Here is a 14,944-nt window from a genome sequence, read left to right as displayed (position 1 = left end):
CAAGCGCACCTGCCCCGTGTCCGGTTGCGTGGTTTGCGCCTTTCGCGGCGCAAACCGTCTTGTCCTCAGCTACACCCGCTCGTTGATCCGCAGGTGTTGCACTTCATGCAGGTGCCGTTGCGCACCAGCGTGTAGTTGCCGCATTCGCCACAGGCCTCGCCCTCGTAGCCCTGCATCTTGGCCTTGGTGCGCGCGTCCATGCTGACACTGCCGGTGGCCATGGTGGTGGTCGTGGTCGACGTGGCCGCGACGGTTGCCGTGCCGCTGGCGGTTTCCGGCACCAGCGTTTGCAGCGTGTCAACCGCATCGCCCGAGCGGTCGAACGACACCGCACCAGATTGCCCACCATTCAGCACCACCAGTTCCTGCGGCAGACGCTTGCGCAGATACCCGGTTGAGCTGATCTGCTTGAGCACCTCCAGCGAGCGCGAGGCGGCGGCATCGCTCATCTCGGTGATGTTCGACACGCCCTCTTCCTCGCCACGCCCCAGATCGTCAAAGCTGGCACCTTGCGGCTTCACATGGGCCAGATCGGTGCGATCCAGATAGGACACGGCCAGTTCACGGAAGATATAATCAAGGATCGACGTGGCATTCTTGATGCTGTCATTGCCCTGCACCATGCCCGCCGGTTCGAACTTGGTGAAGGTGAAGGCATCCACGAATTCCTCCAGCGGCACACCGTATTGCAGGCCCACCGACACGGCGATGGCGAAATTGTTCATCATCGCCCGGAAGCCGGCACCTTCTTTGTGCATGTCGATAAAGATTTCGCCAAGCGCGCCGCCCTCGTATTCGCCGGTGCGCAGATACACCTTGTGACCGCCGACAATCGCCTTTTGCGTATAGCCCTTGCGCCGCTCGGGCATCTTGGTGCGTTGCGATTTGACGATTTCCTTGATCACCACCTTCTCGACGATCTTTTCGGCCAGAACCGCCGCTTTTTCCTGCGACGAGCCGCTTTCCAAAATCTCGGCCGCGTCCTCGTCATCTTCGACAAGGCTTGCCGCCAGCGGCTGGCTGAGCTTGGAGCCGTCGCGATACAGCGCGTTGGCTTTCACGCCCAAGGACCAGCTTAGCTCGTAGGCTTGCTGACAATCTTCGATGGTGGCGTCGTTGGGCATGTTGATCGTCTTCGAGATCGCCCCCGAGATAAAGCTTTGCGCCGCCGCCATCATGTAGATGTGGCTATCGACATTCAGGTACCGCTTGCCCTTCTTGCCGCAGGGATTGGCGCAATCGAAGATGTGGTAATGCTCTTCCTTAAGGTGCGGCGCACCTTCCAGCGTCATCGTCCCGCACACATGGTCGTTCGCAGCGTCGATATCGGCCTTGGAATAACCCAGATGAGCCAGCATGTCGAAGGTGGGATCGTTCAGCTTTGCAGCCGGGATGCCCAGAACATTGGTGCAGAATTCCTGCCCAAGCGTCCACTGGTTGAACACGAACCGGATATCAAAGGCCGAGCCAAGCGCGCCGTCGACCTTTTCCAACTCGTTGGGGCCAAACCCATGGCCGACCAACGAGGTGTGGTTGATCCCCGGCGCATTGCCGATGGTGCCGTGACCCACGGCATAGCTGACGATTTCCTCGACTTGGGCAGGGCCATAGCCCAGCTTTTCCAACGCCGCGGGCACCGATTGGTTGATGATCTTGAAATAACCACCACCGGCCAGCTTTTTGAACTTCACCAGCGCGAAATCGGGTTCGATTCCGGTGGTGTCGCAGTCCATCACCAGACCGATCGTGCCGGTTGGCGCGATCACTGTGGCCTGTGCATTGCGATAGCCGTGCTTTTCACCAAGCGACAGCGCCTCGTCCCAGCTGGCCATCGCCAGATCGACCAGACGCGTGTCGGGGCAGTTAGCCAGATCCAGCGGCACCGGCTTGACGGCCAAGCCTTCGTAGCCTTCGGTCGCACCGTAAGCCGCGTTGCGGTGGTTGCGGATCACCCGCAACATGTGACCGCGGTTCCGCTTGTAGCCCGCGAACGCGCCCAATTCGCCCGCCATCTCGGCGCTGGTGGCGTAGGCCACGCCGGTCATGATCGCGCTCAGCGCACCACACAGCGCCCGGCCTTCGGGGCTGTCATAGCCGTAGCCCATATTCATCAGCAGGCCGCCGATATTGGCGTAGCCCAGACCAAGCGTGCGGAAATCAAAGCTACGCTGCGCAATCTCTTTTGAGGGGAACTGCGCCATCATCACCGAAATTTCCAGCGTCACGGTCCAAAGACGCGAGGCGTGGACATAGCTATCGGCGTCAAACTGCCCGTCCTCGAAGAACTGCAACAGGTTCATCGACGCCAGATTGCAGGCCGTGTCATCAAGGAACATGTATTCCGAACATGGGTTCGAGCCGCGAATTTCACCGTCTTCGGGGCAGGTATGCCACGCATTGACCGTGTCATGGTATTGGATACCCGGATCGGCACAGGCCCATGCGGCATGGCCCACATCTTCCCACAGGTCGCGCGCTTTGATCGTCTTGGCCACGCTGCCATCGGTGCGGTTCAAAAGCGCCCAGTCATCATCGTTGCGCACAGCCTCAAGGAAGGCATCGGTCACCCGGATCGAGTTGTTCGAGTTCTGCCCCGACACAGATGCATAGGCCTCAGAGTCCCAATCGGTGTCATAGGTCGGAAACTCGATGCTGTCATAGCCCTGCTTGGCATAGTCAAGCACGCGCTTGACGTAGGTTTCGGGGATCTGCACCTGCTTGGCACCCCGGATGGCCCCCTTCAGGGCGTCGTTTTTCTTGGGGTCAACCGCATCCTCTGAACTGCCATCCCATGCGCGGATCGCGGCAAAGATTTCGTTCAGCTTCTGCTCGTGCATTTTCGAGCCGGCCACGATGCTGGCCACTTTTTGCTCTTCTTTAACCTTCCAGTTGATGAATTCCTGGATGTCGGGGTGGTCTGCATCGCAGATCACCATCTTGGCCGCACGGCGCGTGGTGCCGCCCGACTTGATCGCGCCCGCCGCGCGGTCGCCGATCTTGAGAAAGCCCATCAAGCCGCTGGATTTGCCACCGCCCGACAGGGATTCACCCGCCGCACGCAAGCTGGAAAAGTTGGTGCCGGTGCCCGAGCCATATTTGAACAGGCGCGCCTCGCGCACCCACAGGTCCATGATGCCACCGTCGCCAACCAAGTCATCCCCAACCGACTGGATGAAGCAGGCATGGGGCTGCGGATGCTCATAGGCGCTGCTGGATTTGGTCAGTTCGCCGGTCTGATAATCGACGTAGTAGTGCCCTTGGCTGGGGCCGTCGATGCCATAGGCCCAATGCAGGCCAGTGTTGAACCACTGCGGGCTATTGGGCGCGGCCATCTGGTTGGCCAGCATGAAACGCATTTCGTCATAATAGGCTTTGGCGTCGCCTTCTGTGGTGAAGTAGCCGCCTTTCCAGCCCCAATACGCCCACGCGCCTGCCAGCCGGTCGAACACCTGCTTCGAGCTGGTCTCGCCGCCAAAGCCCGTGTTGTCGTCTGCCGGGACCGACCGCCACAGGAATTCAGGAACATCTTTTTCTTCGACGCGGGTCAGTTTACGGGGCACACCAGCCTTGCGGAAATACTTCTGCGCGATCACGTCGCTGGCCACTTGGCTCCAGCTTGACGGAACTTCGACATTGTCCAACTTGAACACTGTGGTGCCGTCCGGGTTGCGAATTTCCGAGCTTGTCGTCACAAAATCCAGTGCCGCATACGCGTCTTGCCCTGCCTTGGTGAACTTTCTTTCAATCTTCATGGTCTTACTGCCCCATATCCAGCGTTTCACGTCTCAACTTTGTGCCATCGGTTGCCTGTGTGTCACACGTCAGACCAAACGCCCCTGCCTGCACCGGTCAGACCGATACAGATACATCTTGCCCGGAGGTCCCGGTGCTTATGGTGGGTTGCGTCCCTGATCCGCCGCTGCGCACTATATCTTGTGGCCCGCTGAGCGATGGCCACAATCTGGCGTATGAAAGGTGCTTTGGTCAACGGCTTTTTTTACACAATCTGCCGCAAAAAAACATTGACCTTTGGGCTGGCCGCATACCGACAAAGGCCGGCGACGATTCATCCACAGACCATGATCCAAGGATCTGATGGCACGCCGCTTGGCATCGAAAAGCAAAAATGGTGTTAAATAAAAGATTTATCTCAAAGCATTCATAAATTGCTTGAACATGGCCCAAGCCGTCAGTGCTGCGCGACTCGTGGCACAGCGCAGTTATCCACCACTGTTGATCTACATGTTGTGGATAACAAGACAGTGACAAAAAAACCCGCACTGCACTCAATTCAGATAATGACTTATAAAACTATCAGAAACTGAGGCTATACCAACAGGTAGCCACCGCCGAAGGGCGGGCTACTCTTTGCTACAAGATCTTGTGTGCTTGAGATTGGTCGGGGCGGCGAGATTCGAACTCACGACCCCCTGTACCCAAAACAGGTGCGCTACCAGACTGCGCTACGCCCCGAACCAAGGCTGTGCATACTCGGACAAAACCGGTTTGAAAACCCCCTAACAGGGCCAAGCCGCCGCTTTCGTATCAATTGCCGGATGTCGCAGTTGGCTGCCCTCTGAAATCCCCAACTGGGCCGCCAAGCCGCCGTTGATCTCAAGCACATACTGGATAGCGCGCCCGCCCATGATCGGGCGTTCATCATGCGGTTGGGCACGATGATGCACCCGCCGCACAGTCCCGGTGCGGTCGGCAAAGATCATATCCAGTTCGATCAACGTGTTTTTCATCCAAAAGCCCACACGTTTCGGCGCGGGATAGACGAATAGCATTCCGGCCGTCTTTGCCATGCTCTCGCGGTTCATCAGGCCTTGCGCGCGTTCCTCGGCATCGTCGGCAACCTCAACGGTGAACGCCGCCTGCCCCCAGTCGCCACGCACAGAAACCCGGTTGTCGCGGCACACGTCGCCCGCGACAACCGGCGTTCCAAACGCCAAAACACACAGTGCAAGCGTTAGCCGTCGTGCTGTTTTACCGCCATCTCCCATCCACACACCTCCATGGCCATACGGCCACGTTTACCATCTATCACGCGCATGGCCAAAGCTTCGCCCGGTTGCAGATCGGCCAAGCCGGACCGGCGCAGAACCTCGACATGCACGAAAACATCTTCCTCGCGGCCAAAGGTGTTGGCAAACCCAAACCCCTTGCCCTTATCGAACCATTTCACGCGTGCCGGCTCAAGCGGCGCCGCGCGCACAAGCTCGGGATCGATTTCTTCCAGATCGCTCAGCCCGGTGCCTTCGATGTCCTCCGGCGGCTCGATACTCAGAACTTCTACGGCTTGGACACCGCGCTCGGTGTCTTGCACATCAATTTCCACACCAGCCCGGTCTGCAACCGAACTTTGGCCAAAATTGCGCAAAACATTTGCGTGCAACAGAATATCAGGACCACCTTCATCGGCGACTACAAAACCAAACCCTTTAATCGGATCAAACCACTTAACGCGCCCCGTTACTCTTCGGATACGTTCATTTTCTTTGGTCACTTCTTTCCTACCTAAACAGTCTTTATCCCCAGAGACCCCGGTTTAGTCTTGCTTCAATTCATCACCCTGTTACAAGCAATAATCCTATTTATATTCAGCGCCTTGCATTTGACGACACGTGAATGTCACGGGTTGAGACGGGTAATTTCCCATGCTTTATCAGGGTCTTCGCGGCGCCAGACGAACCTGTCATGCAGCCTGAACGCACCGTCCGCCCAGAATTCAATCTCGACAGGATTGATTCTGAAACCTCCCCAAAAGGGTGGTCTCGGCGGATTTGTGCCGTGCCGTGCGGTCATCTTCGCGACCTCGGCCATAAGGGCGGTGCGCGACGACAAGGGCCGCGATTGTTTCGAGGCCCACGCGCCCAGCCTGCTTTTGAGGGATCGTGACGCGTAATAGGCATCTGCCTCGGGGCCGTCATCGCGGGTGACTGTGCCCCGCACGCGAAGCTGCCGGCGCAAAGATTTCCAATGCAGGACAATCGCCGCCTTGCCCGCGCCCTGCAACTCTTGTCCCTTTACACTGTCATAATTCGTGTAAAACCAAAACGCGTCGTCGGTGATGTCTTTCAGCAAGACCATTCGCACATTCGGAAGCCCGTCCGCGTCAACCGTAGACAAGGCCATAGCATTGGGATCATTCAGTTCCGTCTCGGTCGCCTCGGCCAACCAACGGCGCGCGATTTCAAACGGATCGTCTCCTGCAAAGATATCGGTTCTGTCTGTCATGTGCCCGCCCTTTTCTTATCCTATTGTTACGACTTTGCGCATGATACGCCATAAAAATTCGTGCCATTCCGCAGATTTCGTTATCGCACAAACATCGGCAATAACCGCTTTCCCTTGATGCCTTATAGTTGATCGCCTAAAGCGTCATGGAGCGGAGAACAGATGGGCCGAGGACAAAACATGTCAAATCAACTAATGGCGGGCAAGCGCGGCCTTATTATGGGCGTTGCAAATGATAAATCCATCGCGTGGGGCATCGCCAAGGCCTGCGCCGATGCCGGGGCCGAGCTGGCGTTTACCTACATGGGGGATGCCTTTCGCAAGCGGGTTGCGCCGCTGGCCGACAGTCTGGGCGTCGAGCATCTGTTTGACTGCAACGTATCCGATGCTGCGTCGATTGATGCCACCTTCGCCGAGATTGAAAAGGTTTGGGGCAAGATTGACTTTCTGGTCCACGCCATCGGGTTTTCGGACAAGTCAGAACTGCGCGGTCGCTATGTGGATACCAGCCGCGACAATTTCCTGATGACCATGGAGGTCAGCTGTTACAGCTTCACCTCTGTGATGCAGCGCGCCGAAAAGCTGATGACAGACGGCGGCAGCGCCCTGACGCTGACATATTATGGTGCCGAACAGGTGATGCCGCATTATAACGTCATGGGGGTGGCTAAGGCCGCGCTTGAAGCGTCGGTCAAATATCTGGCCGAAGATTTGGGCAAGGACAATATCCGCGTCAACGCCATCTCCGCCGGCCCGATCAAGACGCTGGCCGCCAGCGGCATCGGCGATTTCCGCTATATCCTGAAATGGAACGAGCTGAACTCGCCCCTGCGCCGCAACGTGACCATCGACGACGTTGGCAAATCCGCGCTTTATCTTCTGTCCGATCTGGGAAGCGGGGTGACCGGGGAAAACCTGCATGTCGACGCGGGCTATCATGTCGTCGGCATGAAGGCCGTGGACGCCCCGGATATTGACGCCACCTCATAATCGCAGGAGGCCACCTTGGACGCCACCGCGCTGATCGCTTTCAACATCGCCATGCTTGGCGCGCTGGTCTCACCGGGGCCCGCGCTGGTCGCGATGCTGCGCGCCGCGGTGACCGGTGGGCGAAAATCCGCGCTGGCCTGCGGTTTGGGGCTGGCCATTGGCGGTATGAGTTGGAGCGTGATGGCCATTCTTGGGCTAACGGCACTGTTCGCCGTCGCGCCTTGGGCCTTCATAACCCTGAAGCTATGTGGCGCGGCCTATCTAGTGTGGTTTGCCGTCACGCTGTGGCGCAACGCCGACCGGGCGCTGAACACCAGCGCGCCGCGCGGCGCACAGGGCTTTTGGCTGGGCCTGCTGACCAATCTGGCCAATCCCAAGGCCGTGGTGTGTCTGGCGGCGATTTTCACAACCGTGTTCCCCGCGATGCCCACCGGCGGGCAGGCGCTGTTGGTGTTGGGCAACCAATTGCTGCTTGAAGTCTCGTTCTTCGCGCTGTTGGCCTTCGGGCTGGCCTTGCCTGCCTTTCAGCACAGATATATCGCCTTCAAAGCCCAATGCGACCGGGCCGCCGCCGCTATACTAGGCGTTCTGGCCCTGCGCGTGGCGATCTGAAGCGCCCATACAAAAGACCGAAAGGATCAGAGGATGACCGACCGCTTGCCGCACGAAAAAGGCTTTCACGTCAGTTGGGACCAGTTGCACCGCGATGCCCGCGCGTTGGCGTGGCGGTTGCAGGATACCAGCCCGCAAGGCGGTTGGAACGCTGTGGTGGCCATCACCCGTGGCGGTATGGCCCCGGCGATGATCGTGGCGCGCGAATTGGATATTCGCGCCGTGGACACGATCAGCGTGAAATCCTATGACCATCAAACGCAATCTGCGCCACGGGTGATAAAATCCCCTGATCCCGATCTGGTGGGCAACGGCGAGGGCGTGCTGATCGTCGATGATCTGGTCGATACCGGCAAAACGCTTGAAGTGGTGCGGGCGCTTTTGCCCAAAGCGCATGTTGCGACTGTTTACGCCAAACCGATGGGCCGCGAGATGGTGCAGACCTTCGTCACCGAAGTCAGTCAGGACACGTGGATTTTCTTCCCGTGGGACATGGCCCTGCAATACGTGGAACCTTATCGCGGGGCATGACATACCCCTGACCGGAGCCTTATCATGACACATACGCCGCGCACGGCCCGCACCTTTTCGCCGCCAGTCATGGAGGCGCGCCGCTGGCTTGATGGGGTCGATTTCCCCATCGACCGCCCGCTGATCAATGTCAGTCAGGCCGCGCCCGTTGACCCGCCACCTGAACCGTTGCGCCAGATCATCGCCGACGCCGCACTCAGCGATCCTCAGGCGCATCTTTATGGCCCGGTTCTGGGCCGCCCCGATCTGCGCGAAGAAGTGGCCCACCAATGGTCGTCGACCTATGGCGGTGCGCTTGCGGCGCAGAACGTGGCCATCACCTCGGGCTGCAATCAGGCCTTTTGCGCGGCGATCGCCACACTATGCGCCGACGGCGACGAGGTGATCGTGCCAACGCCTTGGTATTTCAATCATAAAATGTGGCTGGATATGTCCGGCGTGGCAGCCGTGCCCCTGCCCGCACGGGCCGAACTTTTGCCCGACCCGGACGAAGCCGCGCACCTGATCACCCCGCGCACCCGCGCCATCGTTCTGGTCACGCCCAACAATCCCGGCGGCGTCGAATACCCCGCCGATCTGGTGCGCGCGTTTTATACGCTGGCGCAACAGCACGGGCTGGCCTTGATCATCGACGAGACTTACCGCGATTTCGATGCCCGCCCCGGCGCGCCGCATGATCTGTTTGCCGATACCGATTGGGATCAAACGCTGATCCAGCTTTATTCCTTTTCCAAGGCATACCGGCTGACCGGTCATAGGGTCGGCGCGATGGTGGCCAGCCCTGCGCGCTTGGCACAAGCTGAGAAGTTTCTGGATACCGTCACCATCTGCCCCAACCAACTGGGCCAGATCGCGGCGCTGTGGGGCATGCGCAACCTGTCGCAATGGCTGGCGGGCGAACGCGCTGAAATTCTTGACCGGCGCGCCGCCATTCACGACGCGATGCCGAAACTGGCCGCTCAGGGCTGGGAATTGCGAGGCTGCGGCGCTTATTTTGCCTACCTGCGCCACCCGTTCGCGATGCCGTCAAACGAACTGGCCCCGGCATTGGTGCGCGAGGCAAGCGTATTGCTGTTGCCGGGCACCATGTTTCAACCCGAAGACAGCCCAACCGCGGGCCATGAACTGCGCGTGGCCTTTGCCAATGTGGACCGCGCTGGAATCGACACCTTGTTTGGGCGGCTGGCGGGTCTGCGCTGGCCTCTTGCCCCTGCCCCGGACAGCGCGTAGACAGTCCCGAACATTGAACCCAACGCCGTCTGACAGGGGGCCTTATGGCAGCCAATAGCATTTCGAAAACGCTGGTCTGGATCTTGATGGGTCTGCTGATCCTTGGGCTGGGGGGCTTTGGCGTCACCAACCTGTCGGGCAATGTGCGCAGCGTCGGCAGCGTCGGCGACACCGAGATCGACATGAACGAATATGCCCGCGCGCTGCAAAACGAACTGAACGCGGGCGCGGCTGGCAGCGGCCAACCGATGACGCTACAGCAGGCCCGCCAGAACGGTGTGACAGATGCGGTTTTGTCGCGATTGATTGCCACCGCCTCGCTGGATCATGAGGCCGGGCGGCTTGGGATTTCGATTGGCGACGAAAACCTGCGCCAGCAAATTCTGGAGATTCCCGGATTTCAGGGCATCGACGGCAATTTTGACCGCGAGGCCTATTCCTTTGCTCTCGACCGCACCGGGCTGAGCGAGGCAGAGTTCGAAGAAGACATGCGTGCCGACACCGCGCGCTCTTTGCTGCAAGCCGCGATCATGGCCGGCATCAAGGCCCCGGACGGTTATACCAATCCGCTGCTGACCTATCTGGCCGAAGAACGGGATGTGTCCTTTGCCACACTGCAACGCAGCGATCTGGACACCGGCCTGCCCGCGCCAACCGACGAAGAATTGAAAGCCTACCATCAAAGCCACCTGCCGGATTTCACCACGCCGCAGGTCAAGCGCATCACCTATGCCTATCTGACGCCCGAGATGATCATCGACACGGTCGAGGTTGATGAACAATCCATGCGCGACGCCTATGAGGCCCGGATTGACGAATTCCGCCAACCCGAACGCCGCCTTGTCGAACGTCTGATCTTTGCCGACAGCACCACAGCAAACGACGCGCTGGCCCGGATCGAAGATGGCGACATCACCTTTGAAGATCTTGTGGCCGAACGCGGCCTTGCGCTGGCTGATATCGACATGGGCGATGTCACTGAAAACGATCTGGACGCAGCCGCCGATCCGATTTTCGCGGCACAGTCCGGCGACATCGTCGGCCCGCTCGACACCGATCTTGGCCCCGCCCTGTTTCGCGTGAACGCCATTCTCGCCGCACAGGAAACCACCTTTGAAGAGGCCGAGGCCGAACTGCGCGACGAACTGGCCAGTGACCGCGCCCGCCGGGTGATTGAAACCCAGATCACCAATATCGACGATCTGCTGGCCGGTGGCGCCACGATTGAGGATCTGGCCGCGGAAACCGATATGCAAACCGGAACCTTGGATTGGCACGACGAGGTCAGAGATGGCATTGCCGCCTATGCCAAGTTCCGTGAGGCCGCAGACAGCGTCACCGCCGAGGATTATCCCGAAGTCATGGATCTGGACGATGGCGGCATCTTTGCGCTGCGTCTGGACGATGTGATTGATCCCGAGGTTCAACCGCTTGACGAGGTGCGCAGCGCCGTTGTGGCCGGTTGGCGGGCGCAAGCCACAGTGGACGCGCTCAAGGCGCAGGTCGATCCGCAGCTTGCCCAATTGCGCACCGGTGCGAGTTTTGAAGAGCTGGGGCTTGATCCCACCATGGCGACCGATCTGACGCGGCAGGGGTTTCAACCCGATACACCGCCGGAATTTATCGAAACCGTATTCGGCATGGACAAGGGCGACGTGACCGTGATCGACGGCAATGCGCGTATTTTCGTGTTGCGGCTGGACGATGTCCGCGCGCCGGATACATCGTCGCCCGAACTGGCGACCTTGCAGCAACGCCTGCGCGAACAGGCCGCATCGGGGCTGGCGCAAGACATGTTCCAGATGCTGGCGAACGATATCCGCCAACGCGCGGGGCTGACCATCGACCAACAGGCGATCAACGCCGTGCATTCGAATTTCCAGTAAGGGGCCCTGACGTGGAGCTGACACCCTCGTTCGAAGACTTCGCCAAAGGGTTTGAATCCGGCCAAAATCAGGTGGTCCACGCCCGGTTGGCCGCCGATCTGGACACGCCAGTTTCCTTGATGCTGAAATTGACCGGCGCGGCGCGCGATGCCTTCATGTTGGAATCCGTCACCGGTGGCGAAACGCGTGGCCGCTATTCGATCATCGGCATGAAGCCAGACCTGATCTGGCAATGCCATGGCGAGACCAGCCGCATCAACCGGCAGGCCCGCTATGACAGCGACAGCTTTGAGGCTCAGGACGGCGACCCGTTGACCAATCTGCGCGCCCTGATCGCCGAGTGCAAAATCGACCTGCCCGATGATCTGCCCGCCGCCAGTGCGGGGCTCTATGGCTATCTGGGTTATGACATGATCCGGCTGGTCGAACATCTGCCCGATGTGAACCCCGACCCGTTGGGCCTGCCCGATGCGCTGATGATGCGGCCGTCTGTCGTGGCGGTGCTGGATGGCGTCAAGGGCGAGGTGATCGTCGTGGCCCCAGCTTGGGCAGGCAGTGGCCAGTCGGCGCGCGCAGCCTACGCTCAGGCGGCCGAGCGTGTGATGGACGCTATTCGCGATCTTGACCGCGCCCTGCCCCAACAAGCCCGCGATCTGGGCCATGCCGCCGCCGAAGACGAAGCCCCGGTGTCGAATTTCACGCACGCGGGCTACAAGGCCGCCGTTGAAAAGGCCAAGGATTACATCCGCGCCGGTGACATCTTTCAGGTGGTGCCAAGCCAACGCTGGACCCAACCTTTCCGCCAGCCGCCTTTCGCGCTCTATCGCTCGTTGCGTCGCACCAACCCATCGCCGTTCATGTTCTATTTCAATTTCGGCGGCTTTCAGGTGGTCGGGGCCAGCCCGGAAATCCTTGTTCGGGTGATGGAGGGTCAAGTGACGATCCGGCCCATTGCGGGCACCCGTCCGCGCGGCGCCACCCCGGAAGAGGATCGCGCCAACGAGGCAGACCTGCTGGCCGACCAGAAAGAACTGGCCGAGCATTTGATGCTGCTTGATCTGGGGCGCAACGATGCGGGCCGCGTGTCGAAAATCGGCACCGTGCGCCCGACCGAGGAATTCATCATCGAACGTTACAGCCACGTGATGCACATCGTGTCAAACGTGGTGGGCGAGCTTGACCCCGATCAAGACGCGCTGTCGGCGCTGTTGGCCGGCTTGCCTGCAGGGACGGTCTCGGGCGCGCCCAAGGTCCGCGCGATGGAAATCATCGACGAGCTGGAGCCGGAAAAACGCGGTGTCTACGGCGGCGGCGTGGGCTATTTCAGCGCCGGTGGGGACATGGATGTGTGCATCGCGCTGCGCACGGCCGTCGTAAAGGACGAAAAACTATATATTCAGGCCGGTGGCGGCGTGGTCTATGACAGCGACCCCGAGGCCGAATATATGGAAACCGTCCACAAATCCAACGCGATCCGGCGGGCCGCAGCCGATGCCGCACGCTTTGGCGGGGATGGCAATCGCTAGTCAGGCTTTGATTCAGGTCAAAGATCAGACGGCGGCACACCTTTAGACAGGACATCGTATTCCAAAACGCGAATGTCTTGAAAAGGAAACGCCATGAAATCCATTACCCGTCTTTTTGCCGCACCTGCCTTGGCCTTGGGCCTCAGCCTTGCGCTGCCGCTTCCGGCCCTCGCTGATGGTCACGGGTCGAAACTTGACACCTCGGTCATCGAATCTGAGTTGCCCAAGAAAAAGACCAACGCCACATCGACCTACATCACCGCCGCTGAATCGATTGCCCTGCTGGCCGAACGCGATGATGTGGCCTTGGTCGATATCCGCAGTCCCGAGGAAACCATGTTCGTGGGCTATGCCAATGAAACGGATGCCAACATCCCGTTCAAGCTGGTCAATCCCGACCATCCCTACAACGCCAAGAAAAACGCCTATGGCATGATGGATAACCCGGCCTTCATCGACCAGATCAAAGGCTTTGTTGCGGCCAATGATCCGGCGGCGGTTCTGATCATCTGCCGCTCAGGCTCGCGCAGTGCGGCGGCGGTTGATGCCTTGGTCGAGGCCGGTGTCGAAACCCCGTCCTATACGGTTGTCGACGGGTTCGAGGGTGACAAATCCGACGCGGGCCAACGCACTGTGAACGGCTGGAAAAACGCCGGCGGTGCCTGGACCTACAAGGTGCGCGCAGGGCTGATGCCGACCGCGGCCAACCAGTAACCCCTTGTCAGCCATGGCGTCCTGAGGCATCAGCGCGCCATGGCCCGTCTTATCGCCTTCAACAAACCTTTCGGTGTGCTGTCGCAGTTCACCGACAAGGGCACCGCCGACAGCCCGCGCGCGACGTTGTCCGATCACATCGACCTGCCCGGCGTCTATCCCGCCGGGCGGCTGGATCGCGACAGCGAAGGGCTGCTTTTGCTGACCGACGATGGAAAGCTACAGGCGCGCATTTCAAACCCACGGTTCAAAACTAAAAAAACCTATCGTGTGCAGGTCGAAGGCCTGCCGGATGACGCCGCGCTAGAGGCACTGCGCCGGGGTGTCACGCTCAAGGACGGGCTGACGCGCCCGGCCCAAGTGCGCCGGATTGATCCGCCCGACATCTGGGATCGCGATCCGCCTGTCCGCTATCGCAAAAGCGTGCCGGATTGCTGGCTAGAGATCACCATCAGCGAAGGCCGCAACCGCCAAGTGCGCCGGATGACGGCACATATCGGGCATCCTACCTTGCGGCTTGTGCGCTGGCGTATTGGCAATTGGTCGCTTGACGGGCTGTTGCCCGGCGCATGGCGTGACTTGCCCACCAAAAGCCGCCGCTAATCATCCCCAAGCGGTTGCCCATGCGGGCGGACATGCCCCGCCCGCATGGTGTTGATCAATATCGCCCGATGGTGAAATCCCGGATTTCGGCCAAGACCTTGCCTTGCTTATCCACAGCCTTCAGATCGACAGAATAGCGATTGTTCTTGCCGCCCGAACAGGGGGGCAAATAGCCGGGGCTGGCATATTTGCCCGAGGATTTGGCCGGGGCCATGACCTGCGCCCCACCGGGCAACCGCTTTGTCATACCCGGCACAGCTGGCAGGTCGGTCACCGCGCCGCGCACCGGAAATGCAATCGTGCCATGCCCACCATTACGCGACAGGGGCTTGTAAGACTTGTCATTGAAATAGGCCACAATCCAAACCGCGCCCGAGGGAATACCCGATACGCGCATCGGCGGTGTGCTGCCATTGCCGCCCTGCAAATTGCACTGCTGGCCCGACGGCACCTTGCCGCCATCCCATCCGCCGCCCAACTGGGCCGACATATCTGCCATGGCCACACCTGCACTGGCCACCAGACCCAACACTGCTGCTACTGTCACTTTCATTTCAAACCCCTTATAATCTTATACCTAAGGAAGAATACCCCAGAATTTTTCTAGTACAG

General features: G+C 59.7%; 14 protein-coding genes and 1 tRNA gene. 9 read left to right on the top strand and 6 right to left on the bottom strand.

The window, feature by feature from the left end:
* Positions 1-65 precede the first annotated feature (65 nt).
* Entirely contained in the window at positions 66-3,752 is a 3,687-nt protein-coding gene (locus HAT86_RS00880) for a vitamin B12-dependent ribonucleotide reductase (protein WP_167192703.1), read from the bottom strand.
* 216 nt (positions 3,753-3,968) lie between these two features.
* Between HAT86_RS00880 and HAT86_RS00875 the strand changes: the two genes are divergently transcribed.
* On the top strand, positions 3,969-4,136 hold the full coding sequence (locus HAT86_RS00875) for a hypothetical protein (protein ID WP_167192702.1): 168 nt from the start codon (positions 3,969-3,971) through the stop codon (positions 4,134-4,136).
* A gap of 260 nt (positions 4,137-4,396) precedes the next feature.
* On the opposite strand, the gene HAT86_RS00870 is transcribed toward HAT86_RS00875, so the two are convergent.
* From HAT86_RS00870 to pdxH, 4 genes are all read right to left on the bottom strand, one after another.
* Positions 4,397-4,473: transfer RNA gene (locus tag HAT86_RS00870), tRNA-Pro, on the bottom strand.
* A gap of 44 nt (positions 4,474-4,517) precedes the next feature.
* Positions 4,518-5,006, bottom strand: coding sequence for a DUF192 domain-containing protein (locus HAT86_RS00865; RefSeq protein ID WP_167192701.1), 489 nt, complete (start codon positions 5,004-5,006; stop codon positions 4,518-4,520).
* Entirely contained in the window at positions 4,973-5,509 is a 537-nt protein-coding gene (locus HAT86_RS00860; RefSeq protein WP_167192700.1) for a cold-shock protein, read from the bottom strand. Before HAT86_RS00860 ends, HAT86_RS00865 begins: the two co-directional genes overlap by 34 nt.
* 125 nt (positions 5,510-5,634) lie before the next feature.
* The gene (gene pdxH / locus HAT86_RS00855; protein WP_167192699.1) at positions 5,635-6,240 is read right to left on the bottom strand and encodes a pyridoxamine 5'-phosphate oxidase; all 606 of its coding nucleotides are present in this window, start codon (positions 6,238-6,240) and stop codon (positions 5,635-5,637) included.
* Positions 6,241-6,420: 180 nt separating this feature from the next.
* On the opposite strand from pdxH, the gene fabI reads away from it, so the two are divergent.
* From fabI to HAT86_RS00815, 8 genes are all read left to right on the top strand, one after another.
* A complete protein-coding gene (gene fabI, locus HAT86_RS00850; protein ID WP_167192698.1) occupies positions 6,421-7,230 on the top strand; it encodes an enoyl-ACP reductase FabI in 810 nt (269 codons plus the stop codon).
* Between the two features lie 15 nt (positions 7,231-7,245).
* On the top strand, positions 7,246-7,842 hold the full coding sequence (locus HAT86_RS00845) for a LysE family translocator (RefSeq protein WP_167192697.1): 597 nt from the start codon (positions 7,246-7,248) through the stop codon (positions 7,840-7,842).
* Between the two features lie 33 nt (positions 7,843-7,875).
* Positions 7,876-8,373: a xanthine phosphoribosyltransferase gene (gpt, locus tag HAT86_RS00840; RefSeq protein WP_167192696.1), complete on the top strand. Its 498-nt coding sequence runs from the start codon at positions 7,876-7,878 to the stop codon at positions 8,371-8,373.
* 24 nt (positions 8,374-8,397) lie between these two features.
* Entirely contained in the window at positions 8,398-9,603 is a 1,206-nt protein-coding gene (locus tag HAT86_RS00835) for an aminotransferase (protein ID WP_167192695.1), read from the top strand.
* A 44-nt stretch (positions 9,604-9,647) separates the two neighbouring features.
* Complete coding sequence (locus HAT86_RS00830; RefSeq protein WP_167192694.1) at positions 9,648-11,489, top strand: peptidyl-prolyl cis-trans isomerase; 1,842 nt, start codon at positions 9,648-9,650, stop codon at positions 11,487-11,489.
* 11 nt (positions 11,490-11,500) lie between these two features.
* Positions 11,501-13,015: an anthranilate synthase component I gene (gene trpE, locus HAT86_RS00825; RefSeq protein WP_167192693.1), complete on the top strand. Its 1,515-nt coding sequence runs from the start codon at positions 11,501-11,503 to the stop codon at positions 13,013-13,015.
* Between the two features lie 93 nt (positions 13,016-13,108).
* The gene (locus HAT86_RS00820; protein WP_167192692.1) at positions 13,109-13,729 is read left to right on the top strand and encodes a rhodanese-like domain-containing protein; all 621 of its coding nucleotides are present in this window, start codon (positions 13,109-13,111) and stop codon (positions 13,727-13,729) included.
* A 39-nt stretch (positions 13,730-13,768) separates the two neighbouring features.
* Positions 13,769-14,332 (top strand): pseudouridine synthase, encoded by a 564-nt coding sequence (locus tag HAT86_RS00815; protein WP_167192691.1) that lies wholly within the window; start codon positions 13,769-13,771, stop codon positions 14,330-14,332.
* A 55-nt stretch (positions 14,333-14,387) separates the two neighbouring features.
* Here the strand turns inward: HAT86_RS00815 and HAT86_RS00810 are convergent, their stop codons facing one another.
* Positions 14,388-14,885, bottom strand: a complete 498-nt coding sequence (locus HAT86_RS00810; RefSeq protein ID WP_231125769.1) for a hypothetical protein — start codon at positions 14,883-14,885, stop codon at positions 14,388-14,390.
* Positions 14,886-14,944: the final 59 nt, after the last annotated feature.

It is taken from the genome of Roseovarius gahaiensis (genome assembly GCF_011601345.1).
Lineage (GTDB): Bacteria > Pseudomonadota > Alphaproteobacteria > Rhodobacterales > Rhodobacteraceae > Roseovarius > Roseovarius gahaiensis.
Note: the sequence above shows the minus strand (reverse complement) of the source record. Positions and strands in the feature narration are given on the sequence as shown.